This window comes from Streptomyces sp. XD-27 (genome assembly GCF_030553055.1).
Classification (GTDB): domain Bacteria; phylum Actinomycetota; class Actinomycetes; order Streptomycetales; family Streptomycetaceae; genus Streptomyces.
In genome coordinates this window covers 7,371,413-7,395,481 of sequence record NZ_CP130713.1, presented here as the reverse complement: position 1 = coordinate 7,395,481, position 24,069 = coordinate 7,371,413, and the positions used below count along the sequence as shown (strand labels likewise).

At 71.1% G+C, this 24,069-nt stretch carries 24 protein-coding genes and 5 pseudogenes; 18 read left to right on the top strand and 11 right to left on the bottom strand.

The annotated features are described in order from the left end of the window. Positions 1–37: 37 nt before the first annotated feature. Both Q3Y56_RS32550 and Q3Y56_RS32545 read right to left on the bottom strand, forming a co-directional pair. Positions 38–547: an HAD family hydrolase gene (locus Q3Y56_RS32550; protein WP_304465307.1), complete on the bottom strand. Its 510-nt coding sequence runs from the start codon at positions 545–547 to the stop codon at positions 38–40. Positions 548–733: 186 nt separating this feature from the next. Next, positions 734–2,062, bottom strand: coding sequence for an aldehyde dehydrogenase family protein (locus Q3Y56_RS32545; RefSeq protein ID WP_304465306.1), 1,329 nt, complete (start codon positions 2,060–2,062; stop codon positions 734–736). A gap of 64 nt (positions 2,063–2,126) precedes the next feature. On the opposite strand from Q3Y56_RS32545, the pseudogene Q3Y56_RS32540 reads away from it, so the two are divergent. Together Q3Y56_RS32540 and Q3Y56_RS32535 are read left to right on the top strand one after the other, a co-directional pair. After that, positions 2,127–2,630: pseudogene (locus Q3Y56_RS32540) on the top strand (TetR/AcrR family transcriptional regulator); the annotation flags it as partial. 244 nt (positions 2,631–2,874) lie between these two features. Beyond that, complete coding sequence (locus tag Q3Y56_RS32535) at positions 2,875–3,798, top strand: NADP-dependent oxidoreductase (RefSeq protein ID WP_304465305.1); 924 nt, start codon at positions 2,875–2,877, stop codon at positions 3,796–3,798. Between the two features lie 45 nt (positions 3,799–3,843). Here the strand turns inward: Q3Y56_RS32535 and Q3Y56_RS32530 are convergent, their stop codons facing one another. Beyond that, entirely contained in the window at positions 3,844–4,542 is a 699-nt protein-coding gene (locus Q3Y56_RS32530; protein ID WP_304465304.1) for a hypothetical protein, read from the bottom strand. Between the two features lie 199 nt (positions 4,543–4,741). Beyond that, a complete protein-coding gene (locus tag Q3Y56_RS32525; protein WP_304465896.1) occupies positions 4,742–5,086 on the bottom strand; it encodes a MerR family transcriptional regulator in 345 nt (114 codons plus the stop codon). A 145-nt stretch (positions 5,087–5,231) separates the two neighbouring features. Between Q3Y56_RS32525 and Q3Y56_RS32520 the strand changes: the two genes are divergently transcribed. Next, positions 5,232–6,035, top strand: a complete 804-nt coding sequence (locus Q3Y56_RS32520) for an aminotransferase class IV family protein (RefSeq protein WP_304465303.1) — start codon at positions 5,232–5,234, stop codon at positions 6,033–6,035. Positions 6,036–6,205: 170 nt separating this feature from the next. Here the strand turns inward: Q3Y56_RS32520 and Q3Y56_RS32515 are convergent, their stop codons facing one another. Continuing rightward, positions 6,206–6,679 carry an HIT family protein gene (locus Q3Y56_RS32515; protein WP_304465302.1) on the bottom strand — a complete coding sequence of 158 codons (474 nt, stop codon included), beginning with the start codon at positions 6,677–6,679 and terminating at the stop codon, positions 6,206–6,208. A gap of 31 nt (positions 6,680–6,710) precedes the next feature. Then, positions 6,711–6,809, bottom strand: a pseudogene (locus Q3Y56_RS32510) (carboxymuconolactone decarboxylase family protein); the annotation flags it as partial. A gap of 37 nt (positions 6,810–6,846) precedes the next feature. Here Q3Y56_RS32510 and Q3Y56_RS32505 point away from each other — a divergent pair. Beyond that, the gene (locus tag Q3Y56_RS32505; protein ID WP_304465301.1) at positions 6,847–7,431 is read left to right on the top strand and encodes a YdeI family protein; all 585 of its coding nucleotides are present in this window, start codon (positions 6,847–6,849) and stop codon (positions 7,429–7,431) included. A 65-nt stretch (positions 7,432–7,496) separates the two neighbouring features. Here Q3Y56_RS32505 and Q3Y56_RS32500 read toward each other — a convergent pair. Further along, positions 7,497–7,741 (bottom strand): annotated as a pseudogene (locus Q3Y56_RS32500) (transposase); the annotation flags it as partial. 231 nt (positions 7,742–7,972) lie between these two features. On the opposite strand from Q3Y56_RS32500, the gene Q3Y56_RS32495 reads away from it, so the two are divergent. After that, positions 7,973–8,590 (top strand): transposase, encoded by a 618-nt coding sequence (locus Q3Y56_RS32495; RefSeq protein WP_369696874.1) that lies wholly within the window; start codon positions 7,973–7,975, stop codon positions 8,588–8,590. Between the two features lie 10 nt (positions 8,591–8,600). On the opposite strand, the gene Q3Y56_RS32490 is transcribed toward Q3Y56_RS32495, so the two are convergent. Continuing rightward, a complete protein-coding gene (locus tag Q3Y56_RS32490) occupies positions 8,601–9,767 on the bottom strand; it encodes an acyltransferase (protein WP_304465300.1) in 1,167 nt (388 codons plus the stop codon). A gap of 479 nt (positions 9,768–10,246) precedes the next feature. On the opposite strand from Q3Y56_RS32490, the pseudogene Q3Y56_RS32485 reads away from it, so the two are divergent. The 5 genes and pseudogenes from Q3Y56_RS32485 to Q3Y56_RS32465 form a co-directional block, all read left to right on the top strand. After that, positions 10,247–10,813, top strand: a pseudogene (locus Q3Y56_RS32485) (HAD-IA family hydrolase); the annotation flags it as partial. Between the two features lie 366 nt (positions 10,814–11,179). Beyond that, entirely contained in the window at positions 11,180–11,329 is a 150-nt protein-coding gene (locus Q3Y56_RS32480; RefSeq protein ID WP_304465299.1) for a keywimysin-related RiPP, read from the top strand. A 39-nt stretch (positions 11,330–11,368) separates the two neighbouring features. Further along, positions 11,369–13,189 carry an asparagine synthase-related protein gene (locus Q3Y56_RS32475; RefSeq protein WP_304465298.1) on the top strand — a complete coding sequence of 607 codons (1,821 nt, stop codon included), beginning with the start codon at positions 11,369–11,371 and terminating at the stop codon, positions 13,187–13,189. Positions 13,190–13,302: 113 nt separating this feature from the next. Then, complete coding sequence (locus Q3Y56_RS32470) at positions 13,303–13,560, top strand: lasso peptide biosynthesis PqqD family chaperone (RefSeq protein WP_304465297.1); 258 nt, start codon at positions 13,303–13,305, stop codon at positions 13,558–13,560. Continuing rightward, positions 13,557–14,003 (top strand): lasso peptide biosynthesis B2 protein, encoded by a 447-nt coding sequence (locus Q3Y56_RS32465; protein ID WP_304465296.1) that lies wholly within the window; start codon positions 13,557–13,559, stop codon positions 14,001–14,003. The genes Q3Y56_RS32470 and Q3Y56_RS32465 overlap by 4 nt, the downstream gene beginning before the upstream one ends. 75 nt (positions 14,004–14,078) lie before the next feature. Here Q3Y56_RS32465 and Q3Y56_RS32460 read toward each other — a convergent pair whose 3' ends face one another. Then, positions 14,079–14,669, bottom strand: a complete 591-nt coding sequence (locus tag Q3Y56_RS32460; RefSeq protein WP_304465295.1) for a TetR/AcrR family transcriptional regulator — start codon at positions 14,667–14,669, stop codon at positions 14,079–14,081. A 100-nt stretch (positions 14,670–14,769) separates the two neighbouring features. Here Q3Y56_RS32460 and Q3Y56_RS32455 point away from each other — a divergent pair, with 100 nt between their 5' ends. Then, positions 14,770–15,228: a nuclear transport factor 2 family protein gene (locus tag Q3Y56_RS32455; protein WP_304465294.1), complete on the top strand. Its 459-nt coding sequence runs from the start codon at positions 14,770–14,772 to the stop codon at positions 15,226–15,228. Positions 15,229–15,883: 655 nt separating this feature from the next. Next, positions 15,884–16,678 carry a hypothetical protein gene (locus Q3Y56_RS32450; RefSeq protein ID WP_304465293.1) on the top strand — a complete coding sequence of 265 codons (795 nt, stop codon included), beginning with the start codon at positions 15,884–15,886 and terminating at the stop codon, positions 16,676–16,678. Here the strand turns inward: Q3Y56_RS32450 and aac(3) are convergent. Continuing rightward, the gene (aac(3), locus tag Q3Y56_RS32445; protein ID WP_304465292.1) at positions 16,668–17,534 is read right to left on the bottom strand and encodes an aminoglycoside 3-N-acetyltransferase; all 867 of its coding nucleotides are present in this window, start codon (positions 17,532–17,534) and stop codon (positions 16,668–16,670) included. The genes Q3Y56_RS32450 and aac(3) overlap by 11 nt on opposite strands. Positions 17,535–17,702: 168 nt before the next feature. Here aac(3) and Q3Y56_RS32440 point away from each other — a divergent pair, with 168 nt between their 5' ends. The 3 genes from Q3Y56_RS32440 to Q3Y56_RS32430 all read left to right on the top strand — a co-directional run bounded on the left by Q3Y56_RS32440 (position 17,703) and on the right by Q3Y56_RS32430 (position 21,359). Beyond that, positions 17,703–18,902, top strand: a complete 1,200-nt coding sequence (locus Q3Y56_RS32440; RefSeq protein ID WP_304465291.1) for an ABC transporter substrate-binding protein — start codon at positions 17,703–17,705, stop codon at positions 18,900–18,902. A gap of 127 nt (positions 18,903–19,029) precedes the next feature. Then, positions 19,030–20,178 carry a hypothetical protein gene (locus Q3Y56_RS32435; protein WP_304465290.1) on the top strand — a complete coding sequence of 383 codons (1,149 nt, stop codon included), beginning with the start codon at positions 19,030–19,032 and terminating at the stop codon, positions 20,176–20,178. Then, a complete protein-coding gene (locus Q3Y56_RS32430; RefSeq protein ID WP_304465289.1) occupies positions 20,175–21,359 on the top strand; it encodes a hypothetical protein in 1,185 nt (394 codons plus the stop codon). Before Q3Y56_RS32435 ends, Q3Y56_RS32430 begins: the two co-directional genes overlap by 4 nt. A 54-nt stretch (positions 21,360–21,413) precedes the next feature. Here the strand turns inward: Q3Y56_RS32430 and Q3Y56_RS32425 are convergent, their stop codons facing one another. Next, positions 21,414–21,911 (bottom strand): MarR family winged helix-turn-helix transcriptional regulator, encoded by a 498-nt coding sequence (locus Q3Y56_RS32425; protein ID WP_304465288.1) that lies wholly within the window; start codon positions 21,909–21,911, stop codon positions 21,414–21,416. Between the two features lie 112 nt (positions 21,912–22,023). Between Q3Y56_RS32425 and Q3Y56_RS32420 the strand changes: the two genes are divergently transcribed. From Q3Y56_RS32420 to Q3Y56_RS33665, 3 genes and pseudogenes are all read left to right on the top strand, one after another. Beyond that, the gene (locus Q3Y56_RS32420; protein ID WP_304465287.1) at positions 22,024–22,887 is read left to right on the top strand and encodes an EamA family transporter; all 864 of its coding nucleotides are present in this window, start codon (positions 22,024–22,026) and stop codon (positions 22,885–22,887) included. A gap of 63 nt (positions 22,888–22,950) precedes the next feature. Beyond that, positions 22,951–23,589, top strand: coding sequence for an NAD(P)-dependent oxidoreductase (locus Q3Y56_RS32415; protein WP_304465286.1), 639 nt, complete (start codon positions 22,951–22,953; stop codon positions 23,587–23,589). Between the two features lie 126 nt (positions 23,590–23,715). Continuing rightward, positions 23,716–23,952, top strand: a pseudogene (locus Q3Y56_RS33665) (4-hydroxyphenylacetate 3-hydroxylase C-terminal domain-containing protein); the annotation flags it as partial. Positions 23,953–24,069 lie beyond the last annotated feature (117 nt).

The window sequence follows — 24,069 nt, the reverse complement described above, 5'->3', positions numbered from 1 at the left end:
CCGTGCGGAGCAGTACGTGCGCATGGGCGCCTGCTCCTCACGCGCCTCTGCCCTGGCCCTGGTCCACGGACGAGATGAGCCCGGCCAGCCACGGCACGGCGTCCAGCCCGCGATACGAGCCAGGAGCGGCTCCTGCGGGCAGCACATAGGAGCGCAGTCCCGCGGCGGCCGCGCCGCCGTCCTTTGCGGGGTGGTCGCCCACCATGAGTGTCGTGGCGGGTGCGGCGCCCAGTTCGCGGCACGCGTGCCGGAACAGCAGCGGATCGGGCTTCTCGGTGTTGTGCTCGTAGGAATGCACCCAGGAAGAGAAATAGCCGTCCAAGCCGTGGTGGGCGAAGGTGGCACGCAGATCCCATCCCACATCGCTGACCACGCCCAGGGCCACGCCGGCGCCTGCCAGTCGGCTCAGTGTGGACTGGGCGTCCGCGTAGGGCACCCAGTGCTCGGGGGCCTTCAGCTGCTCGTAGAGCGTCTCGGCGACCGGCGCCAGCTCGGGGACCGAGGCATACCAGGTCGTGAAGGCATGGCGATGGGCTTTCGACGACACGTCCCGGGTGCGTCCGAGGCGGTCGTGGCGCGGATGGGCCCTTCCGGGCCGTAGACGGGAAGGCGACTCATTCGATCTTCCTATCGCGCCCCGGGCGGACACACCAGGCCGACGGGTGTTCCGGATCCCGGTCCCCAAGGCGTGGCCGCGGCCGCGAGAGCTCGCCATCGGTCGCCGCGTCCTCGGTCACCCCAGCGGCTTGTCGAGCACCGCCTTGGCGTGGCTGAAGGTCTCCAGTGAGTACTCGCCGTGGTAGCGCCCCATCCCGCTCTCGCCCACTCCGCCGAAGGGCAGGTCGGGCGCGGTGAGGTGGGCGACCGGCACGCCGAAGGTGAGTGCGCCGGAGGAGGTCTCGGTCAGCAGCCTGTGCTTGGTCTCGTCGGAGTCGGTGAACGCGTACAGGGCCAGCGGCTTGTCGCGGCCGTTGATGAACGCGATCGCCGCGTCCAGGTCGGGCACGGCCACGATGGGCAGGATCGGGCCGAAGATCTCTTCCCGCATCACAGGGGCGTCGGGGGAGACATCGGCGAGGACGGTGGGTGCCAGGTAGCGGTCGGCGCGGTGGTGGGTGCCGCCGGTGACCGTACGGCCGCTGTCGAGGAGCGCGGTCAGCCGGTCGAAGTGGCGCTCGTTGACGATCCGTCCGTACTCGGGCGCGGTGGCCGGATCCGCTCCGTAGGCCTCGGTTACGGCCTTGGCGAGGTGGGGCTCGATGTCCCTGGCGGTGTCGCCGATCGCCAGGACGTAGTCGGGGGCGACGCAGGTCTGGCCGGCGTTGAGGAACTTGCCGGCGACCAGCCGCCGGGCGGCGGCGGCCAGGTCCGTGCCCGGGTCGAGGACGGCCGGGCTCTTGCCTCCCAGCTCCAGCGTGACGGGGGTCAGGTGCCGGGCGGCGGCGGCCATCACGATCCGGCCGACGGTGCCGTTGCCGGTGTAGAAGATGTGGTCGAAGCGCTGGGCCAGCAGCGCGGTGGTCTCCGGGACGGCGCCCTCGACGACGGCCACCGCCTCGGCGTCCAGGTGGCGCGGCAGCAGCCGGGCGAGCGCGGCCGAGGTCGCGGGGGCGAGTTCGCTGGGCTTGACGACGGCGCAGTTGCCGGCGGCCAGCGCGCCGACGAGGGGGGCGAGCGCGAGTTGCAGCGGGTAGTTCCAGGGCGCGATCACCAGGACGACGCCGAGCGGTTCGCGGACGACCTGGGCGGTGGCCGGGAGCAGCCGGTCGGGGAGCTGCGCGGGCCGGGGGGCCAGCCAGTCGTCGAGCCGGTCGAGGGTGTGGTCGATCTCGTTGAGGGTGAAGCCGATCTCGGTGCGGTAGGCCTCCTCGGGTCCCTTGCCGAGGTCGGCGGCGAGCGCGGCGAGGAGGTCGTCGCGGTGGTCGGTGAGCAGGGTGCGCAGGGCCGTGAGCTGGCTGCGCCGCCAGGCGGTGGAGGTGGTGCGGCGGGTGGCGAAGGTGGTGCGGAGCCGGTCGACGACGGCGGCGGCGTCCAGATCAGGGGTGGTGGTGTGCGATGCCATGGCCCCAAGGCTACACGAAACGAAAACTTTTCGTTTCGTAATAGCGGGTCGATAGACTCCAGGTGTGGGCGAACGTACCGAGAGCATCCAGACCGCGGCGGCCGGGCGGCCGCCGGCCCGTGGCCGCCCGCGGGACGCGGCGCGCGACAGGGCCCTGTTGGAGGCCACCGTCCAGGTCCTCCAGGAGAGCGGGTACGGCGGGCTGACCACGGCCGCGGTCGCCAAACGGGCCGGGGTCTCCACCGCGACTCTCTACCGCCGCTGGCGCTCCAAGGAGGACCTGGTCGTGGGCACGGCCGTGCGCTGGGCGAGCGACCTCGGCCCACAGCCGGACACCGGCACCCTCGAAGGCGACCTGGTCGCACTGCTCCGGGACAAGGCCGAGACGCTGGAGGGCCCCGGCGGGCGGCTGCTGCACGTGCTGATCGGCGAGTCCGCGCACAACGAGGCCCTGGCCCGGGTCCTGGACACCGCGATCGTCGAGCCGGTCCGCGACCGGGCCGCCACCGTGGTGCGCCGCGCCGTCGACCGCGGCGACATCCCGCCTCTGGAGAACGCGCATGTGCTCGCCGACCTGGTCGTCGGCTCCATGGTCAGCCGCCTCTTCCTGACCCCGACGCCGCACACGGGGCGCCCGCGGACGGCGTCACCTCCTCCGGCGAGGCGGCGATCCACGAGCTGCTCCCGTTCCTGCTGCGCGCCGTGGGGGCGCGGGAAGCCTGAGCCGGGCCGGTCGGTGCGGCCGTACGCCGATCCGGTGACCTTCCCTCCGACTCGGGAATGCTTGCGGGCAGTCACGCGTTGTGACGACCATGAAGGCAATCAGCACGAAGAGCTACGGCGGCCCCGAGGTCCTCGAATACACCGACCTGCCCGATCCGAAGGTGGGCCCGGACTCGGTCCTGGTCAGGGTCAAGGCAGCCGGGATCAACCCCGTCGACTGGAAGATCCTCGCCGGCTATCTCGACCCGATGATGGATGCGCACTTCCCGCTCGTTCCGGGGTGGGACGTGGCGGGCGTGGTCGAGGCGGTCGGCGCCGACGCGACCGAGTTCGAGGTCGGTGACGAGGTCATCGGCTATGTCCGCAAGGACGCGGTGCAGCACGGCACCTACGCCGAACTGGTCGCCGCGCCGGTGCGGACCCTGGCGCGCAAGCCCGCCGCGCTGAGCTGGCAGCAGGCGGCAGGGCTTCCGCTCGCCGGTCTGACGGCGTACCAGTCGATCAAGCGGGTCGGCACGAAGGCCGGCGAGACGGCGCTGGTGCACGCCGCGGCCGGCGGCGTCGGCTCGCTCGCCGTCCAGATCCTGGTCGCCCAGGGCACGCGCGTCATCGGCACGGCCAGCGAGCGCAACCACGACTTCCTGCGCTCCCTGGGCGCCGAGCCCGTCACCTACGGCGACGGCCTCGCCGAGCGGGTGCGGGCGCTGGCGCCCGAAGGGGTCGATGTGGCCCTGGACTTCGTCGGCGGTGGGGTCGTGGACGTCTCTCAGGACCTGCTCAAGGACCGCGGCCGAGTGGCCTCCATCGCCGACGGCGAGGTCAAGCAGAAGGGCGGCCACATGGTGTGGGTACGCCCGGACACCGCCGATCTGACCGCGCTCGCCGAGCTCGCGGACGCCGGGAGGCTGACCGTGCCGGTCGACGCGGTCTTCCCGCTCCCCCAGGCCGCCGAGGCCATCCGCCGGAGCCAGGAGGGCCGGGCCCGCGGCAAGATCGTCCTGGAGGTGTCCTGAGCGCCGACCACGGCGGACTGGCCGTTCCCCGCTGGACGGGCCGGTTCAGCGGGGAGCCAGGTCCTTGGTGACGACGCGGACCAGGTCGCTTTCGGAGATCTCGGCCTCCTCCGAGGTGAACACCAGCGTTGGGTGCTTCGGGTCCGCGGGCCTGTCCAGGGTGATGACCACGAACGGCTCGTAGAAGGAGTGATATTCGTTGGTCGCCTTCCAGAACTTCTGGGTGAACACCCGTGCCGGACCCAGCGGAGTGCGCACCGTGCGAGCGGTCTTGTTCACCGAGGGCGGGATGTCGGCGGTGGACCGGTAGCGCGGGTGCATTCCGTTGTGCGGGTTCTCGTTCGCTTCCCTGTCGGCCGTGCAGGAGGTGGGCACGGAGAACCAGGAGTAGTAGACGTTGTCCTCATCAGCGACCCGCTGAGGCGGCATGCGGCATTCGCTCGGCGTGCCTGAGGCAGCGACCGGGGGGTAGCCCTCCTCGATCCGGACCCCGTCGGGCAGGGTGAGGCGGAAGCGGGGCATCCCGTCACCGCCGACGTCGTGCCGGGTGCCGGGCTCGGCCTGGCGGTCCCAGCCAGGTCCGAACGACGCAGACGCCTCATTGTTGTCCTCGTTGTCGCCATTGTCGTCGTTGTCTCCTCCGAGGCATCCGGAGAGGGTGGCCGTCAGGCCGATCGCCGCGACGCAGACCAGCCACCTCCGGCTACCCGACCGCCGTCGCCTCGGCTTTCCGCTCGCCCGCATCCGCTTGCCACATCCGTCCGTTCCGCGGTCGCCCGTTCGGTGACCATCCGCGAGGGAGGGACGCGAGGCGATGGCACCCGGTTCCAGGCTCGCGAGCGAGGGCGCCCGGCGCGCTCGGCGTACGGCAGCAGAGGGCTCCGGGGCGAACGGCTCTTCCGAAAGCCGGGTTGATCAGCGGTGATGGGTCAGCGGTGATCGGTCAGGGCTTCCCCAAGTAGCCCGCCAGGGTGCTGCGGCTGCGTCGGAGGCCGTCGATGCGCTCATCCACGGCCGCCAACTCGCGATCCAGGATGGCTCGCAGGTCCACGCACATGTCGAACTCCGGCCGCTCGCCGCGGGCGCACGGCAGCAGCGAACGGATCACCTCGGTGGACAGGCCCGCGTTCAGCAAGGCACGCACCTGCCGCACGGTGAGGACCGAGTCCTCGTCGTAGTCGCGATATCCGTTCGGACCGCGCCTGGCGTCCAGCAACCCCTGCGCCTCGTAGTACCGCAGCAACCGCGGGCTGACCCCGGTACGCCGGGACAACTCCCCGATCAGCATGTGACCCCGCCCCATCTGAGCTTGACCTTCTCATCGATGTGAAGCCTTAACGTCGCCCCATGGGCCGACATTCCCGGCGCTCGTCCGCGGCGTCGGCGCCAAGCCCCGTTTGCGTCTACTCGGTTCCGTACGGCTGGAGTGCTCTATGACCTCGTTTGTTGTCCAACGTAATGGCCGGGCGGCGACCGCCGAGGAATTGGCGCCGCTCGCCTTCGCGGGCTATGCCCACTTCACTGCCATGCAGGTGCGTGGGGGCCGCGTTCGCGGTCTCGACCTCCATCTGGAGCGGCTGCGGTGCGCCTCGGTGGAGCTGTTCGGCAGGGCGATACCCGATGATCGGGTGCGGTCCTTTCTGCGGGCGGCGCTGGAAGCCGGCCCGGATGACGTCTCGTTGACGGCCACGGTGTACTCGTCGGCCGGCGAGTTCACCGCGGCCGGGGCCGATGCGGAGCCTGAGGTACTGGTCCGTACGGGACCGGCCGCGTCCGGCCCCGAGGGCCCGCTGGCGCTGGCGGCGGTGGAGTACGAACGGGTCCTGCCGGCGGTGAAGCATGTCGGCGAGGTGGCCAAGACGTATTTCCTCCGCCAGGCCGCCGGACAGGGCTTCGACGACGCAGCCTTCGTTGACCGTCGGGGTCGGCTCAGCGAGGGGTCGATCTGGAATCTGGCCTTCTGGGACGGCGCCGCGGTGGTGTGGCCCGTGGCCGAGATGCTGGGCGGGGTCACGATGGGCATCGTGCGTCGGCAGTTGGATCGCCTCGGTGTACCCCAGCGCGACCAGGAGGTCACGCCGGCCGATCTGGCGGCGTTGGCCGGCGGCGTGGTCATGAACTCATGGACGCCGGGTGTCGCGGTACACCGCGTCGGCTCTGTGTCCTTGCCCGAGGCGCCTTCCTTCCTGGAGTTGCTTCACCGGGCCTACCAGGCTGAGCCGCTCACCTTCCCCTGAGGGGCACGCCGATGCGCGGCCCGTACCCGGGCGGGTACGAGCCGCGCCGGAGGCGAAGGGGCATTCGTCGCATTGCTGCCCGCTGCCGAGCAGGGTGGGCAGGCCTGCGTACCTGTACGGCCACCGTGCGGTGGCAGGCGTGATTCCGACCGCGGCCGGCGCCCCTGCCCTCACTCCGCAAGGTGGTCCAGCTCCTCCCCGATCGCCTCGCGCAGCGCGCTGTGCTGGGGACCCAGCACGTACTGCTCGTCGCTCCACCTCTCTCTCGGATACAGCCACACTGGCAGACCCACGAGATCGGCAGGCTCCCATTCGAACCGCGGCCACACATGCGCATGCAGGAAACCGTCGGTGTTCCCCAGGATTTCCAGGTTCACCCGCCGGAAAGCCGGGTCCAGCCGCCGACAGGCGCGTTCGACGGCCTCGCCCAACCGATCCATGTCGGACAGAAAGCCCAGCCGCTTGCTCTTCGGGAGGTCCGAAAGTCGTCGTACCGCGAGGTCATCCGTCAGAAGCACCGAGTATCCGGGGAGGAACTGGACGTCCCCGATCACGGCGAAGCCCGCTTCAAGCCGCCGGAGCACCGCAGGATTCTCACCCCGAAGTGCGCTGCCGATGCGGTCTTTCCGCCAGTCACCACTCATGACGGTGACTCTATCCACCGAGGGGTGCCGGCTATCCCCACTGCCCGGGCTGGTAGTCGCCGGCGGGCTGCTGGGTGATGACGTTCATGCGGTTGTAGGCGTTGATGAGCGCGATGAGGCACACCAGGGAAGGTTCACCGGGGCGCGGCCGGGCTAGCCTGGCCCGCATGGAGGAGTTCAACGGGGTGGAAGTCGTCGCGTTCCCGGATGCGGCGGCCTTTGAGGACTGGCTGGCCGAGCACCACGCCCGCCGCGAGGGCGTGTGGGTCAAGGTTGCGAAGAAGGCGTCGGGGATCGCGTCGGTCACGGATGACGAACTGGTCGACGTGGGGCTGTGCTGGGGCTGGATCTCCGGGCAGCGTCGGGGCTTGGACGACCGGTATTACCTGCAGAAGTACGGGCCACGGCGACCGAGGAGCCTGTGGTCGCGGGTGAATGTCGAGAAGGTCGCGGCCCTGGCGGCGGCGGGCCGGATGCGAGAGCCCGGCCTCGCCGAGGTCCAACGCGCCCAGGAGGACGGCCGCTGGGATCGCGCGTACGCATCGCAAGCGACAGCTGTTGTCCCGGACGACCTTACGGCGGCGCTAGCCGCGGACCCGGCGGCACGTGCGGCGTTCGACGCGCTCGACCGGACCGCCCGCTACCTCGTGATGCTCCCGCTGCTCCAGGCCGCGACGCCGGAGACTCGGCGGACGCGGCTGGAGCGGGCGGTACGGGACCTGGCGGACGGGCGGCAGGTGGGCGAGGGGTGATCGTCCGCTGGAACTCCTGGACCGCTGGTGCTGTGACCTGAAGCGATCACCAGGTTGCTTCCTCATCAGGCGGTGAGTGGTCGTCCGCCCCAGCGGATGCCTTTGGGATGACTGGAGTTGGCCAGGGTGAACTGCCGCAGCGGCCCGAAGTGCGCCTCGATCGGGTCGCCCAGGACGCGTTCGTCGGCGTGAAGCACAGCTCGACCTTGTTCCGCTTGGCCCAGCGCAGGATGCCCCCGTCCTTGTGGGCCGTCAGGTTGTCCAGGATCACGTAGATCGGGGCGCCGTCGGGGCGGGCCACCCGCACCGTGCTGGTGCTGCCCCTCATACGATCCGCTGGAGCTTCCCCCCTCCACCTCGGTCACCCGACGAACCCTGACCGGCTTCGCCAGGGATCAACGGCTCGATCCGCGCCCACTGGGCATCCGTCAACGGCACATCCACACAACGATCAGACGATCTTTAAAGACACGATCCAGGCACCGCCTCGGACGTATCGCGGCGCGGGCGCCACGGCGGACGACCACCGGCTTCGACAAGACTGTCCGCATCTACCAAGCCGCCCTGTACACCGCCCGCCCTGTGCAAGGTCGGCAATTGCCAGATCGGGGTCAGCCTGCATGCCGCTTCCGATACCGTCTCGTGCCCGTTGTCATGGAGGCTGTTCCTGCCCCCGAGCTGGGACGGCCCCCAGGCGGCGGACCGACGCGACCGCTGCCGCATCCCCGACACCGAACATCACCGGCCCAAGTGGCATCTCGCGCTGGAGATGCTCGATGAGCTGGCCGCCCTCGGGCTGCGGCCCGCGGTTGTGGTCGCGGATACCGGCTACGGCGCGAACGCAGACTTCCGGCACGCTTTGGACGAGCGGGGCCTGGCCTATGCGCTGCAGGTCAAAGGCGAGCTGACCGCCCACGCGGAGGAGGCGGTGCCTTACCAGCCGCCCTACGGCGGGCTCGGGCCCAGGCCGCTGCCCCGCTACCGCACCCGCCCGGTCAGTCTGCGCGAGCACGTCCTGGCCGCCGGTCGTGAAAGCCCCTGCCAGGGCCTGACCCTCTACCAGGCCCTGGGCCTCCTCCAACACCTCATCGCCACCTGGACCGGCACCTGCCCCACCTGCCACCAACCCACCCCATGGCAGCCATACGACACCACCTGACAAAGCACAACTAGTCCTTGGCATCCATGGCCGCGAAGGGAGCGGGAGCGGTGGCGGTGGGCGGTGGCGGCGAGTCCGTCTTCGGTCGCGCGGCACTGCCGAGCTTCCGTACCAGCGGCTTCTCCACCCAGGTGAACATCGCGTACGACGCGGCGAGGCTCGCCGCCAGGCATCCGAAGAGGGTGGCGAGCGCGACGCCGTCCGACATGCCCGTCACCAGCCACCGCTGCGCGGACACCAGGAAAAGCGAGTGCACCAGGCAGAAGGCGAACGACATCTCACCGAGCTTGACCATGACCCGGCCGCGCATCGACGAGCGGGTCCCGCGCGCGTCGGCCGTCACACCGGCGACGATCAGCGGTGTGACCCAGAAGGCGGCCGTGCCGCCGAGGCTGTACAGGTGCGGCACGTGCGCGTTGAGCACGAAGCCGCCCACCGCGAACAGCGTGGCCGGGATCAGGCCCACCCGCGGCATGGCACCGGTGAGCACCAGACGCGCCACGACGATGCCGAGCACGAACTCGACCAGGCGGGTCAGCGGGAAGAAGTAAACGAACCACAGCTGCTCGTACGCGAGGGCCTGACCGGGCATCGGGGCGCCGTCGATGCGGTGCTCGGCGAACAGCACCACGAGCCAGGGGACGACGAGCAGCACCCCGCCGGCCGTCCAGAGACCGCGCGCCGACAGCCGCCGCACAAGGGGCAGCAGCAGCGGGAAGGTCAGGTAGAAGAAGACCTCGCACGACAGCGACCAGGCCACCGGGTTCATCCCGGTCGGCACCGGGAACTCCGGCACCCAGGACTGGACGAGGAAGAGGCTGGTGAAGAACGTCTTCGCCTCGAACGGGTCGGAGGCAATCAGCATGATCACGGCGGCGGCCGCGAAGGCCACCAGATGGTTCGGGTAGATCTTGGCCATCCGGCGCCGCCAGAAGCCCGGCACGGTGTCTCGCGGCCGCGCCGACCAGGTCAGAATGAAGCCGCTCAGGATGAAGAAGAAGCTCACACCCGGCGTCCCGGTGTCCGCAAACACGTCGGTGAGCAAGTCCCCGACGTCACCGCGCAGGAAACCCATCCCCGTCGCATGGAAAACGAAGACGGTAAGCGCCGCGATGAATCGCATCCCAGTGAGGGACGGAAGCCTGGATAGTTCAGGACGTAAGGCATCTGTGGCCATGGGGAAACCTCCACTGCCGCTGACCCGTCGGGCACCTCGTACCCGTGGCGCCGAGCCGCCAGGCCCGCGCGTGGCAGACCTCGGGCGGTCCGCCACGCGGGACACCCGAGGTCTCAAGCGATCTATAAAGGTTGAGAGTTGAGGATCCGGAGCCACAAGATCTCACGGCCTTTCGCTGTAGCTCGTGTACCGCCGACAGGACGGACGGGACAAGAAGCGGAGGATGGGTTGTCGTCCTTCTCCGGCAGGTGATTCCGCCACCGGCTCACCGCGCTTCGGTGTCCGGTCCGGCAACAGCGCCTCGATCCGCGCCCACTGCGCATCAGTCAACGGCACATCCGGACTAGCGATCAGATGATCCAAACGTAACGTTCCAGCTGTGCGACGCCTGATGGAACGGCGGCTCTCGACAGGGCTGTCACAAGCTTCGAAGTCCCTTGACCTTGCCTCAGAGTGGAGGACAACAGTGTCCTTATTCGTGGGAAGAGCGGCTGGAGCTGCCGCTGGGCACGGTGAATGAGCGGCTGCGCGACGTTTGGCGTGCTGGGAGTCTCGGGAGCATCAGCGAACGAGAGGTGCACGAGCAGGTGGCGACACGCTTGCGCCTCGACGCGCCCCAGGTCGAAGCCTTCATGGCTGACCTGTGGGCGGAATACCTGGGAACTCCGAACGAGGAACTCATCGCCTATGTGCGAGGGCTGCGGGGAAGCTGCACGCTGGGCATCCTCAGCAACAGCTTCGTCGGTGCCCGGGAGCGGGAGACGGCGCTGTACCACTTCGACGAACTGGTGGACCAGATCGTCTACTCGCACGAGATCGGTATCGGCAAGCCTGACCTGCGAGCCTTCGAGGCCGCTTGCGACAGCTTGGGGGTGCGGCCGGAGAGCTGTCTCCTCGTCGACGATGTCGCAGTCAACGTCGAGGCCGCTCAGGCGGCAGGAATGCAGGGGCACCTGTTCGAGGACAACGTCCGGACCATCGCGCGCATCGCTGCTCACCTGCACTCGGGTTCCCGTGGCCCGAGTGCGAGCAGCCTGTCCACGTAGCCCCCGGCGGCTCCAGGAGACTTTTGCGCCATCGAGGGGTTCGCGGGGGCGAGTGGCCGGTGACGCAGGGCCAGGCCAGAGGCCTCACGCCGCAAGCGCGTCGGCGAGCGAGGGGCATCAAGTGAGATGGCGTATTCCCCTTTACTTGGCAGCAAGCTGACGGGCTGGAAGGTTGCTCTTCTCGAGAAGCGACGGTTACTGTTGATCAAGCACCAGGGAAGCCATCACGGGGGACGTGTCCGTTTTTCTTTCGGGCTACTGGAACGGGCTACTGGGATTTATTTCTTCGTTTCCGCGCCAGTGCCTCCGTATGCAGAATCCACTGCACCTTGTGCTGCCATGTCAGGCAAAGAGGAGGTGACTGTAATGCGTAATGACGAGCGTGTAGAGGACCGCGAGCTCCAGGCCTACGAGGCCCCGGAGATGTTCGAGTGCGGTTCCTTCCAGGAGGACACCGGCTACATCGGCCGCAAGAACGTCGAGCCGTGGGGTCAGATCCCCCGGACCTGGTGGTAAATCACGGCCTGATGTGCCGAGCCCGGTGAGGAGGTCGAGATGGTCGGTTCCGGGATGCAGTACTTCGTGGTCCTGCCGGATCACGAGACCGCGGCCGCGGCCGTCGACAGGCTTCCGCCGGGCAGTGCACAGATCATGAGGCACCGGTCCGGCCGGCCCTGGGTGGCCGGCCGGCTGGCCGCCGACCGGGTCCTGTCCGCCGAGGACGGGGACACCCGGCTCGCCGTCGTCGGCCATTGCTCGGCGACGCCCACCGAACTGGCGGCAGCCGCCGCCCGTATCAGCGATGTGGCGCAACTGGACGGACTCGGTACGTCGTGGGCGGGGAGCTACCACCTCCTCGCCTCGGTGGCCGGGCGGCTGTATGTCCGGGGCAGCGCCTCCGGACTGCGCCGCGTCTTCCACGCGTCCCTTCGCGGCTTCGTCTTCGCCGCGGACCGTGCCGACGTGCTGGCCGCGCTGCTCGACGCGCCCCTCGACCGGTCCTCGCTGGCACTGCGTCTCCTCGACGCCGTACCGCACCCCTTGGGAGAACGGCCGGTGTGGCGGGGCATCGCCGCAGTGCCTCCGGGTTTCCGTCTGACGCTGTCCCCGGACGGGCTGCGGCATACGGTGACACGCTGGTGGCAGCCCCCGGAGCCGGTCCAGTCCCTGGCCGAGGGAGCAACCGCGCTGCGACAGGCGCTGGAGGACTCCGTCAAGGTGCGCACGCGCGGCCTCACCGCCATCAGCTGCGACCTGTCCGGCGGCATGGACTCCACGTCCCTCACGGTGCTTGCCGCGCGGGAGCAGGCCCAGGTGACCGCTTTCACCATGGAGAACGACGACCAGGCCGACGACGACGCGTACTGGGCCCGGAAAGCCGCGGCACATCTGCCGCAGGTGAACCACGTCGTCTTCCCGAGCCATGACGTTCCCGGATTTTTCGAAGAGCTGCTCGAGATCGATGACGTTCCCGACGAACCGTCCATCGCCCTGCTCAGCGCTCCCCGTCTGCGCGCCGGGCGGGAGCGGGCCAGCGCCCACGCGCACCTCCATCTCGACGGATTCGGCGGCGACCAGGTCCTGTCGGGCCACCCCGCGTACTACCACGACCTGCTGCGCAGCCGGCCCTGGAGCGCCTTCCGGCAACTGCGCACCGTCCGACTGCTCACCGGATTCGCCCTGGGCACGTCGGTGCGGACGCTGCTGGACGGCAGCTCGTACCGCCGCTGGCTCGCTGCCGAGGCGCACGCGCTGGCCGGCGGCCAGGCGCGCCGCCCGCGGAACGAGCTGTTCGACTGGGGCGGCTCCCTGCGCCTGCCCGACTGGCTCGCGCCCGACGCGGCCGACCTGGTGGCCGATGCCCTGCACGAGGCGGCCGGCACCGCGGAGCCGCTCGCACCCGCCCGGGGCAGACACGGCGATCTGCTGGCGATCCAGGAGGCCGGACGGATGATCCGCCAGTTCCACCAGCTGGTGGAGACGCCGCACTACGCCCAGTCCTCGCCGTTCCTCGACGACCAGGTCCTGAGCGCCTGCCTGGCCGTCAGAGCCGACGAGCGCGTGACTCCGTGGGAGTTCAAGCCGCTGGTCAAGGCGGCCATGGCCGACGTCATGCCCCGCGAGTTGCTGCAGCGGCGGACCAAGGCCGACGGCTCGATGATCGCGGCCGAGGGCTTCGAACGCAGCCGGCGGGAACTCGCGGCGCTGTGGGAGACCTCCCGACTGGCCGAGCTGGGGCTGATCCGTCCGGAACCGCTGCGCGAGCTGTTCCGCCGCCCCTACACGGCCCGGCTCCACGAAGGAGCCATGCCGGTGGCGCTCGGCTGCGAACTGTGGGCACGAGCCGCCACGGCGAGCGCCCCCGACCGCCGCTGACCCGCCGCCCCGCGTGGACACCGCTCTCCACGCGACCGACGGACGCCGCCGGCCACGCTTACGGACACCCGTCTACGGACACCCGTCGCCCGACGTGACACATGGACAGGACAATGGCACTGAGACTGCACCCCGACATCTCGACAGCCGACACCGAGTACGGAACGGTGCTGCTCGACGGGGCCAGCGGCCGCTACTGGCAGCTGAACGCCACCGCGGCCGCCGCCTTCCAGGCCCTCCTCGACAGCGGGACGGTGGAGGAGGCCGCTCAGCGGCTGACCAGCACGTACGACGTCGACGCGGCGCGGGCGCGCGAGGATGTGGAGCGTCTGCTGGCCAGGCTCATCGACGCGAAGGTGGTGCAGATGTGAGCGCGGTCGTACCGCACCGGGTACGGGTCCGGCTGTCGCCGTGGCGGCGCCTGCTCACCCTGCTCGCGGTGGCCGCCGCCAAGCGGCTGGCGCGCAAGCCGCCGGCCCGTATCCGTGCCGTGCTGGCCCGGCTGCGCAAGGGCGCCCGCCCGGCGACCTACGCCGAGGCGCGGGCCGCGCGGGAGGCCGTGGTGGCGGTGAGTCTGCGCTGCGCCGCCTCCGAGGGCTGCCTGCCGCGTTCACTGGCGACGGTTCTGCTGTGCCGCGCGGGTGGCACCTGGCCGGCCTGGTCCGTGGGGGTGCGGGCCCGCCCGCCGTTCGGCGCGCACGCCTGGGTCGAGGCGGAGGGGCGCATGGTCGAAGAGGACACGGACGCCGCGTACTTCCGCACGCTGTTCTCGGTCCCGGCACCGGGGACCGAGACCGGTGCCGGGTCGTCCTGACGCTCCGGCCGGCACCCGGACAGTGGCGGAATCGAGGCTGAGACCCACCCCTCGCAAGCGCGGTTCCGCCGCTGATCAGGGCGAAGAAGGCACTACCGTCGCCGCTGTCGCCGCCGTGATGAGCGTCTCGGCCGCCGTACGAGCGTGCCGGGCCGCGGCCGGGTCGCCGGTGATCGCGGCGGTGGTGATCGCGCCCTCGACCAGGAGCACCAACTGCTGGGCCAGCGCGGACGGATCACCGGCTCCCACGTCGCGGGCGAGATCGGCCACGTACTCCCGGACGGCGTGTTTGTGGTCGCGGGCGGCGCGGGCCACGCCGTCCGAGACGGCGCCCAGCTCGCCGAAGGAGTTGACGAAGGCGCAGCCCCGGAAGCCGGGGACGGCGAACCATTCCCCCAACCAGTCGAACACCGCCAGCAGCCTGTCTTCCGGCGTGGCCGCGTGCCGGGTGCCGTAGCCGGACAGATCCGTGCGCCAGCGGTCGTCGCGGCGGCGCAGGTACTCCTCCACGAGATCGTCCTTGGAGGAGAAACACTGGTACAGCCGCTTGAGCGACACGCCGGCGGCGGCCCGGAGCTCGTCCATGCCCACGGCCTGCACGCCGCGTTCGTAGAACAACCGCTCAGCGGCGTCGAGCAGCCGCCTGCGGGCCTCCTCGTGATCCACAGCACCTCCCACTACCGCCGAGAACGATCGTTCTCTAGAGTAGCCGACACCAGGGAGAACGACCGTTCTCCCCGGCAGGTCACGACACGAGGAGCCCGCCATGGCGCCACGGCCCCCCTTCCCGCCGTTCGACGAGCAGACCGCCCTGCAGAAGGTTCAGGCCGCCGAAGACGCGTGGAACACCCGCGATCCCGAACGCGTCGCCCTCGCCTACACCGAGGACGCCGTGTGGCGGAACCGGGACCGGTTCGTCACCGGCCGGGACGAGATCACGGCCTTCCTGCGCGAGAAGTGGGCCCGGGAACTCGATTACGCCCTGCGCAAGGAGCTGTGGGCGTTCGAGGGCGACCGGATCGCGGTGCGATTCCAGTACGAGTTCCACGACGCGGCGGGCCAGTGGTGGCGCGCCTACGGGAACGAGCTGTGGGAGTTCGCCGAGGACGGGCTGATGCGCCGCCGCGAGGCCAGTATCAACGACGTCCGCATCACCGAGGCCGAGCGGCGCGTCTTCGGTCCGCGGCCGGCAACCGAGCGGGGAGCGCTCCTCCCCCTCCGGTGACGGGGCGCACCCCGACGGGCGCCGCGGCCGGGCACCATCGGCGTTGGTTGCGCCAGTGCCGAGCATCAGCGAGTCAGTTCTGACCCGGGTCGATGTGCCGCATAGGCTCAGGCTGCTTCGTTGTGTTGTGCTTGCGGTTGCGGGTTGTGCTGCCGCCTTCCCACCGGAGCCGACGCCGGTGGTTGAACGGCAGACCAAGAGTCACCGGATACGAGCCGCACCAATTCGACAGTGCCCACTGCCGATTCGCTTCGGCCAAGAGGAGGTCGTCAGGAAAGGAATCCGTCAGCAAGACGCGCGTCACCGGATACCTGTCCCGTCGCCAGGACAACGCGCCAAGAATGGTCTCGCTCTCACCGGTTGAATCGCCACCCCTGCCATACAGTCGAGGGCATCAATCGCGTTCCGATCCGCATCGGTCAGCCTCTTCCGAATACCCTTCTTCCCTACGAGGATGGGACGCTGAGAATCCGCTCGGTCCGTCGGATCCTCCGCGGAGGAATCGCGTGCCCCCAACATTTCACCCGCCACGAAAGGAACTTTCGTGAGCCGCCCCTTACCACGTTCGAGGTCGGCCCTGTTCTCGACCGCTGTACCTCTCTTGCTGGAGTCGCTCTGGACAGCGAGGGGCATCAACTGGCGCATCGAGTCGGGAATGAGTGCCTTCGGCATCACCGCCGCATCGCCGCCGGAGATCGGGCGGACGTTGCCCGAGTGGGAAGCCTTCCTCGCCAGCTTCCCCACCGTCGCCGACGCCATCTGCGCCGTCGCCGCCGGCGAGTCGGTCGAACTGTTCAGCAACGAGCACGCCCCTGTATGCCGCCGCGTGCTGATCAGCGACAGTGAACCGGTGGTCCAGGACACCCTGTACCTGGACATGGACCTGCGGGAGGCCGTCCTCACCGGACTGCTCAACCACGGCGATCCCCAGGCGGCGCAGGCGGTGATCCTGGGGGCCATGCCCGGTCTGGTGCCCGCCGCCCTGTGGCACGACGACGTCGTCTGCGTCAGCGAGGCGTCGACCGGTGCCCTGCCGCGCTTCGGGTACCGCTACACCCTGCCGCTGTCCGGCTCGATGACCTGGGCCGACGTGGAGAGCCTCAGCGAACCCTTCATGCCGCTCTTCGAAGCGCTGACGTACGGCCTCGACGGGGCGGCGGACGCGGACAGCGCCGCCGTCGGACTCCTGCGCGACGCCGGACTCCCCGTGGTGACGTGCGCGGCGTGCGGGCGATTCGTCACCTGCCGCCATCCCGAGTGGCCGGGCGTGTGGGTGTGCCTCGACGACGAGGACCCGATCCGCTGCACCTACCGGCACCATCCTCCGGGGAGCGTTGAGGAGTTCGACTCCATCGACATCGGCACCCCGCACCGGCCCGAGCCCGCGGTTGCGGGCCGTGCGGCAGCCGCCGTCCCCCTGGTGAACGCCGCACCGCGCGTCACCCGGTGACGGCCGCTCCCCCGCCCAGCTTCTCCTCGATCCAGGCGACGCCGAAGTCGACCACGTCGCCGGCGTCGAACAGGTGGCTTTCGGCCGCGCCGACCATGCCGCGGACGCCGATGCCGGCGGCGAGCATGTCCTGGGCGATGGCCTCGAACGGCCACTGACCCTCGGGCACCACGGAGGAGTAGTCGAAGGCACCGTCCGACGAGTCGATGTCGTGGAAGCGCCGCCAGACCCGCTCCCCGTCGACGGTGATCGGCTGCTCGTAGTCCACGAACCGCTTGCCCGGGGCCTCGGCGAGCGCCTCGGCGTGGTGCAGGAGCGTGAGGGAGTCCAGCGGCGCGCCCAGCAGCAGGACGCGGCCGCCCATGGCGACGAGCCGTGCCAGGGGGCTGTCGGGCCCGTGCGGGTCGTCCCAGGGGTGATCGGCCATCAGCGAGACGGCCGCGGCGCCGAGCGCGGCGAAACTGGCGTCGGGATGCCGGCTGCGTACGGCGCCGGGCCAGCGACGCAGCGCCTCCGGGAGCCGGCCGTTGTTGTGGTCCGCTTCACTGGTCTCGGGGTCGTAGGCGGGATGCTCCGCGCGCAGGGCCTCCTGCCAGGCGGCGGGCCAGTCGGTGAAGTCGTAGGGCGGGGCGTCGTTCCAGCAGCAGGTCACCATCAGGGTTCCCCGCTCGCCCACCACGTCGCCGAGGGCGCCGATGATCGTCGCGGGGCCGCCCGCCACGTATCCGATCGCGGACATCTGCGTGTGGAACATCACTGTGTCGCCCTCGGTGAGGCCGAGCGCGGTCAGGTCCCGGGCGAGCCGACCGCGGGTGACAGGACCGCCGGAGCGCTGAAGTAAGGCCATCTCATCCATGAGGGCGACATTTGCGCGGCATACGGGTCGGCGGCAACCGGTTTATCGGCCGGGCGTTCATCCGTTCGAGTGTTCCGTGGCCCGATCCGGCACGCCGGGCGAAGTCGCCCGCGTTGAAGGAGTGAACGTGGCCTGGGGACACCGGGCCGAGCACGAAAGGGGACGGCCGTGGTGGACATCGCGGGTGCGGGAGAAGGCACGTTGTGCGTCGGTGCGGTGGTGCCGCGGACCGGTCGGCTGGCCCAGCTGGGCGACCCGCTGTCGTTCGTCGTGCGGTGGCTCGGGGAGCGGCTGCCGGTCGTGGGTGACGGCGCCCGCCGCCGTCGCATTCGTATCGCCTGCCGCGACAGCCGCTCCGACCCGGCGGCGGCGCGGCAGGCGGTGCGGGAGCTGGCACGGGACGAAGGGGCGCGGCTGGTGGTGACCATGGCCGGCACGAAGGTGCTGCCCGCGGTGGCCGACACCTGCGAGGAACTGGGGGTGCCCTGCGTGTCCACGACCTTCCCCTGGCAGGCGTACGTGTACGGGCGGGGCGGGGACCCGGGACGGCCGTTCCACTGGACGTACCACTTCGCCTGGGGCCTGGACGACATCGCCGAGGTCTTCGCGGAGATGTGGGAACGAGTCGGCCCCGCGCGGGCGGTCGGCTGCCTGTGGAACGACGACCTGCAGGGCCGGCTCCTGCGCGACGGGGAGCACGGGTTCGCCCCGGTCGCGGCCGCGCGCGGCCACACGCTGGTCGATCCGGGTGGCTACGGCGAACCGGCCGAGAACCTCGGCGCGCACATCGACCGCTTCCGCGACGGCGGGTGCGACATCGTCACCAGCGCGTCCACCGCCGGGGATCTGGCGCTGTTCCACCGGCAGGCGCGGGAGCGCGGGCTGCGGCCCCGGCTGCTCACGTGCTCTCGGTGGCTGGCCTACCCGCACGGCTCCGCCGCCGCGGAGCTGGACGGCGCGGGCGTGGCCACGCTCGTCTACTGGTCCCCGCGCCACCCGTACCGCTCTTCACTGGACGGCACGTCGGCCGCCGCGCTCGCGGATGCCTACGAACGGGCCACCGGCAAGCCGTGGCTTCAGCCGCTGGGTCTGGCCCACGCCCTGCTGGAGGTGGCCGCACACGCCCTGGCCACCGCCGATGACCCCACCGACCGCCGTGCGGTGGCCGACGCCATCGGCCGTCTCCGGCTGGCCACCATGGCCGGCACGCTCGACTGGACGAATGGGCCCACCCCCAATATCGCCTTGGTCCCGCTGATCGGCGGTCAGTGGCGCTCGGGCCGGGACCGCGCCCACGAACTGGCGCTGGTCACCAATACCCGGTTGCCGGGAGTGCCGCTGGACGGGGAGGTGGTTCTGACCGGTTGAGCGGTGCGGGCTGCCCGGGCCGGGGCGCGGCGGTAGCGGGGTGGCGCCGCGGTGGCGGGGGCAGGGCAGGAGCCGTCCGGCCCGGTGGATACCATCGTCCGCCGTACGGGGAACAAGGGGGACCGCGATGACGGATGAGACCGCATCGGACGACGACGGCGGCGGCCGGGCCTGGACAGCCCGGGTCAGGCGGCTCGTCCGCGCGCGGCCGAAGACCGCTCTCGCCGCGACCGCCGCCGTGGCGGTTCTGGCGGCGGGGGTCGGCACGTGGGCCGCGGGCATCGGACCGTTCGAGGAAGAGGACCGCTACTGCTGGGGCGCCTGGGAGGAGGGCAGCGGGCCCGAGTTCCTGAGTGACGGGGACGGCAGTCGTACGTCCGAGGAGACCGCGCCGACGGCGAAGCGGCCGCGCGGCCGGTGCACCGTCGCGATCCGCTCCGAGCACGCGGGCAGTACCGGCACCTACGTCTCGAAGGCCGAGGTCACGGTGACGTACGGCCCGGCGCCCGGAGACGCCGCGAAGCGCGTGGAGTGGCTGGACACCTACCTCAGCGGCAGTGCCGTGCCGCTGCCCGACGGGCTGCCCGGGGCCGTCGACGGGGACCGGGGCCTGCTCGTGCTGCCCGAACGGTGCGACACACCGGACGGCCGGCCGACAGCGGTCACGCTCGACTCCGACGCGCGGACGGACTGGAACGACGGCGTCTCCGTGCCGGACGGCGCGGAGCTCGGCGGCACCCGCTCGGTGGCCGCGCTGCTGGTCGCGGCCGCCAACCGGGGCATGGAGGCGGCGGGTTGCGCCCCCGCGAAGCCGCTGCGCGTCACCTCGCCCGTGCTCACGCTGGCCGAGAAGAAAGAGGACTTCTTCACGCGCGCGTGCCGTATCAACGGCATGGAGCTCGACGAGGGCACGTCGGATGGCCTCGCATACCAGGTCGGTGCGGTCACCCGGGACTTCCAGTCGTGTTCGGTTCGACTGAGTCGGGGCGCCGACCGGTTCTTCGACGCCCTGATGGTCGCCCAGCCGCGGCTCGCCGCGCTCCTCGACGGTGTGACGGGCGACAAGCCGCCCGCGCGCGGCTGGCGCGGCACCGGCGTCTTCACCGACACCGGCGGCTACAAGGTCGTACGGGCCGAATGCGCGGGGCGTCCCGTCACCCTCGTGGCACTCGCCCCGGCCACCCGCGAGACGACGCCGTACTTCGTCGCCTTCGCCAACTCCGTGACGCAACGCCTGGGTTGCGCACCGATCGCACCGGGGGGTGCCGGCCGATGACGGACACCGAGAAGGTCGTTTCCGAGCGCGCCGGAGCCGCCGCCGAGGACGGCGCCGAAGGCGCGACCGAGGACACCGTCCCCGCGCCGCGCGCGCCCTGGTGGCACTGGCGGCGACTGACGCGCGGCCGGCTGCGGCCCGCGCTGGCCGCGGCCGTGGCCGGGGCGCTGCTCGGCGGCGCGGGCGTGGCCTGGCGGACGGAGACGGGACCGTTCACGGCCGACGACCGGGCGTGCTGGGGTGCGCTCGGTCAGGACGACGTGGCGGCGCTGTTCGGCGGCAAGCGGGACATCGAGACCTCCGACGTGCCCGTAGTAGGCCACACCGGTGCCGAAGGGCTGTCAGGAGGACTGTGCGTCTTGAAGTCGCCCCGCGGCCGCAGCATCACCGTCCGGATCCACCAGCTCGACACCCGGTTCGGCGGTGCGGCCGACCAGTGGGCCGACGAGTTCCTGTCCGCGCGGCTGAGCCCGCTGAGCGGCGGGCTGCTTGGCATGGCCTCGGACACCCGCGCCTGGCTCGCGGTGCCGGACAGCTGCCTCGGCAGACCGAGCGAGGACGACGGCCCCGTCGTGATCGACGTGGAGACGGGTTGGACCGTCTACAGGGACGAGGTCAAGGTCGAGGAGCGCGATCGGCTGGCCCGTACCGTGGTCAAGCTCGTCAACGACTTCATGGCCGACGAGGGATGCGACGGCACGATCGCCGACCCTGTGGGCCGCATGCCGATACCGGCGCGGTTCCAGGCGGAGCAGCCGGACGCCGTGTGCGGCATCAAGGGGCTGCGGCTGCCCGGGAGGCGAAAGGACCACGTGCGCTACCTGCCCGTGGTGACCAACGGCGCCGGCCCGGTGCGCACCTGCGACCGCGATGTGCTGTTCGACCATCCCGGGCTGCGGCTGATGACGGTCGAGGATCCCCGGCTGGCCGCGCTCTACGGCAACCTGGCCTTCGACGGCGGTACGCCGATCGAGGCGGGTGAGGACAGCGACGGACACGGTGTCATCCGGGACGACTTGGGACTGTTCCAGGCCGCCTGCCCGACCGGTCCGGTCACCTTCCTCGTCCGGGCGAGGGACGGCAGGAGGCCCGGCGACATCCGCGCGCTCCTCCCCCGCTACGTGGCCGCGGAGGCCGACCGCGTCGGCTGCGGCCCCTTGCGTATCCAGCTGCCGGACTGATCGGCGCAACCGGCCGAAGGGGCCGACCCCCGTTCCGTGCGGGTCGGCCCCCTGTCAGCGCGCGGTGCCCTCCAGGGACTCCAGCAAGGTGCGGAGCGCGTCGACCAGATGGTCGCGCTGCGGCGCCGTGAGGCCGGCGAGCAGGCCGGCCTCCGTGGCGATGTGATCGGGCAGCGCCTGGTCGATGAGCGCGCGACCCTCGTCCGTGAGCGAGACCTGCACGCTGCGGCCGTCGGACGCGCTGGGGGCACGGGCCACCAGGCCGCGGGCCTCCAGGCGGTCGAGCCGCTGGGTGATGGCCCCTGAGGTGACCATGGCCGACCGCATCAGTTCGGCCGGGGTCAGGCGGTGCGGTGGTTCGCTGCGTCGCAGGGTGGCGAGGACGTCGAACGACGACCGGTCCAGTCCGTGCTTGGCGAACGTCTGGCCCAGTTGAGCGTCCACCAGCCGGTGGAGCCTCCCCAGCCGCCCGATCACCGCCATCGGTGAAACGTCCAGGTCGGGGCGCTGTCTGCCCCACTGCTCCAGTACCCGGTCCACATGGTCTGCCACGGTGCCAGCCTAGCCGAATGCCTTAGCGGTGAGATACATCACCCGCCCTCCGCCGCCAGATAGCTTAGCGCTGAGATACATTTCCTTAGTGCTAAGCAATCGAATCGGGATCGTGCTGATAACCGCGCTGGCTCCCGCCATCTGGGGGACCACCTACCTCGTCACCACCGAACTGCTGCCCCCGGGCCGGCCCTTGCTGGCCGCGGTGGTCCGCGCCCTCCCCGCCGGGCTCGCGCTGATCGCCATCACCCGGCGCCTGCCGCAGGGGATCTGGTGGTGGCGGGCACTGCTGCTCGGCGCCCTCAACATCGGGGCGTTCAACGCGCTGCTGTTCATCGCCGCCTACCGGCTGCCCGGCGGGGTCGCGGCCACCATCGGCGCCCTCCAGCCGCTGCTGGTCGCCGGGCTCGCCGCCGGGCTGCTCGGTGAGCGGTTGTCCGCGCGTACCGTGCTCGCCGGAGCCGCGGGCGTGGCCGGGGTCAGCCTGCTCGTGCTCCGCGCCGACGCGCGGCTGGACGGGCTCGGTGTCGCGGCCGCGTTCGGCGGCGCGGTGGTCATGGCCACCGGGGTCGTGCTCAGCAAGCGGTGGACGCCGCCCGCGCCCCTGCTGGCGACGACCGGCTGGCAACTGGCCGCCGGCGGGCTGCTGCTGGTCCCGGTCGCCTTCCTGGTCGAAGGCCCGCCGCCGGCCACACTGACCGCCGCGAACCTGGCCGGCTACGGCTACCTGACGGTCATCGGCGCCGCCGTCGCGTACGCCCTGTGGTTCCGGGGCATCCGCGTCCTGTCCCCCACCGACGTCACCTTCCTCGGCCTGCTCAGCCCCCTGGTCGCCACCACGCTGGGCTGGCTCGCGCTCGGCCAGGAGCTCACCGCGGCCCAGGCCCTGGGCGGGCTTATCGCCCTCGCCGCCCTCGTCGCGGCACAGTCCCGCCGCACCCGGGACCCCCGCGCGCCCCGCCGCGCCGCGGCGTGACCCGTCGTCCCGACCCCCTCCACACATCACCCCCACCCATTCAGAAGCAAGAAGGAGACAACCATGCGTATCACCGTGTTCGGAGCGGTCGGAGCCGTGGGAAGCCGCGTGGTGGCCGAGGCCCTGTCGCGCGGCCACGAGGTCACCGCCGTGGTCCGCGATCCTGCCCGCTTCCCCGAACTGCCCGCCGCCGCCCGCGCCCGTACCGGCGACGCCGCGAACCCCGAGGACGTGGCCGCGCTGAGCGCGGGTCAGGACCTGGTGATCAGCGCGACCCGCCCGGCCCCCGGCCGCGAGGGCGACCTCGTCGCCACCACCAGGGCGCTGCTGGCCGGGCTGGCCAGGACCGGCGTCCGGCTGCTGCTCGTCGGCGGCGCGGCCACCCTGACCCTGCCAGGCAGAGGCGGCCTGACCGTGGTCGAGGATCCGGACTTCCCCGCCGACCTGCGGGCCATCGCCCTGGCCTGCGCCGACCAGCACCAGGTGTGCCGCGCCGAGACGGGGGTGGACTGGGCGTATCTGAGCCCGCCCGCCCTGCTGGAGCCGGGCGAGCGCACGGGCGCGTACCGGCTGGGCCGCGACGAACTATTGATCGACGCCGACGGCAACTCCGCGATCTCCATGGAGGATCTGGCCGTGGCGCTGCTGGACGAGGCCGAGCGGCCCGCCCACCACCGGACCAGGTTCACCGTCGCCCACTGACCCGCGGCCGCCTGACCGCCACCCCGCCGCCTGACCGCCACCCCGCCGCCTGACCGCCGCCCCGCGGCCGCCTGACCGCCACCTGGCGGGCGCGGGAGGCGATCGCCGCCTGGTCCCGTATGGGCCGTGCTGGGCGGCTCGCCGCTCGTTGTCCCGTCCACGGGACGGGACCTGGACCGTCCGGAACTGCGCCATCTCGTCGAGCGTTTCCACCGCGGCTCGGATCCCTACGCCCACGACCGGATCAAGCTGTTCACTCTCGTCTGGGACGCCGTCGGCACGGAGTTCGGCGGCCGGCACGAGCTTTATGAGCTCAACTCCTCGGGCAACGGCGAGCAGATCCGTCTCGACACCCTGAAATGGGCGACGGGGCGCGGGAGCGTCACCGACTACGAGAATTCGCCCGGGAATGCGTCGCGATCTGCATGGCGGACCACGACGTGGACGGCTGGCGCAGAGGTCCATGGCTCGACGCACCGG

Bases quoted from the DNA above. Each gene is read 5' to 3' on its own strand.
- Q3Y56_RS32545 (WP_304465306.1), bottom strand. From the start codon at position 2,062: ATGGCATCGCACACCACCACCCCTGATCTGGACGCCGCCGCCGTCGTC.
- Q3Y56_RS32535 (WP_304465305.1), top strand. From the start codon at position 2,875: ATGAAGGCAATCAGCACGAAGAGCTACGGCGGCCCCGAGGTCCTCGAA.
- Q3Y56_RS32530 (WP_304465304.1), bottom strand. From the start codon at position 4,542: ATGCGGGCGAGCGGAAAGCCGAGGCGACGGCGGTCGGGTAGCCGGAGG.
- Q3Y56_RS32525 (WP_304465896.1), bottom strand. From the start codon at position 5,086: ATGCTGATCGGGGAGTTGTCCCGGCGTACCGGGGTCAGCCCGCGGTTG.
- Q3Y56_RS32520 (WP_304465303.1), top strand. From the start codon at position 5,232: ATGACCTCGTTTGTTGTCCAACGTAATGGCCGGGCGGCGACCGCCGAG.
- Q3Y56_RS32515 (WP_304465302.1), bottom strand. From the start codon at position 6,679: ATGAGTGGTGACTGGCGGAAAGACCGCATCGGCAGCGCACTTCGGGGT.
- Q3Y56_RS32505 (WP_304465301.1), top strand. From the start codon at position 6,847: ATGGAGGAGTTCAACGGGGTGGAAGTCGTCGCGTTCCCGGATGCGGCG.
- Q3Y56_RS32490 (WP_304465300.1), bottom strand. From the start codon at position 9,767: ATGGCCACAGATGCCTTACGTCCTGAACTATCCAGGCTTCCGTCCCTC.
- Q3Y56_RS32480 (WP_304465299.1), top strand. From the start codon at position 11,180: ATGCGTAATGACGAGCGTGTAGAGGACCGCGAGCTCCAGGCCTACGAG.
- Q3Y56_RS32475 (WP_304465298.1), top strand. From the start codon at position 11,369: ATGGTCGGTTCCGGGATGCAGTACTTCGTGGTCCTGCCGGATCACGAG.
- Q3Y56_RS32470 (WP_304465297.1), top strand. From the start codon at position 13,303: ATGGCACTGAGACTGCACCCCGACATCTCGACAGCCGACACCGAGTAC.
- Q3Y56_RS32455 (WP_304465294.1), top strand. From the start codon at position 14,770: ATGGCGCCACGGCCCCCCTTCCCGCCGTTCGACGAGCAGACCGCCCTG.
- Q3Y56_RS32450 (WP_304465293.1), top strand. From the start codon at position 15,884: ATGAGTGCCTTCGGCATCACCGCCGCATCGCCGCCGGAGATCGGGCGG.
- Q3Y56_RS32435 (WP_304465290.1), top strand. From the start codon at position 19,030: ATGACGGATGAGACCGCATCGGACGACGACGGCGGCGGCCGGGCCTGG.
- Q3Y56_RS32430 (WP_304465289.1), top strand. From the start codon at position 20,175: ATGACGGACACCGAGAAGGTCGTTTCCGAGCGCGCCGGAGCCGCCGCC.
- Q3Y56_RS32415 (WP_304465286.1), top strand. From the start codon at position 22,951: ATGCGTATCACCGTGTTCGGAGCGGTCGGAGCCGTGGGAAGCCGCGTG.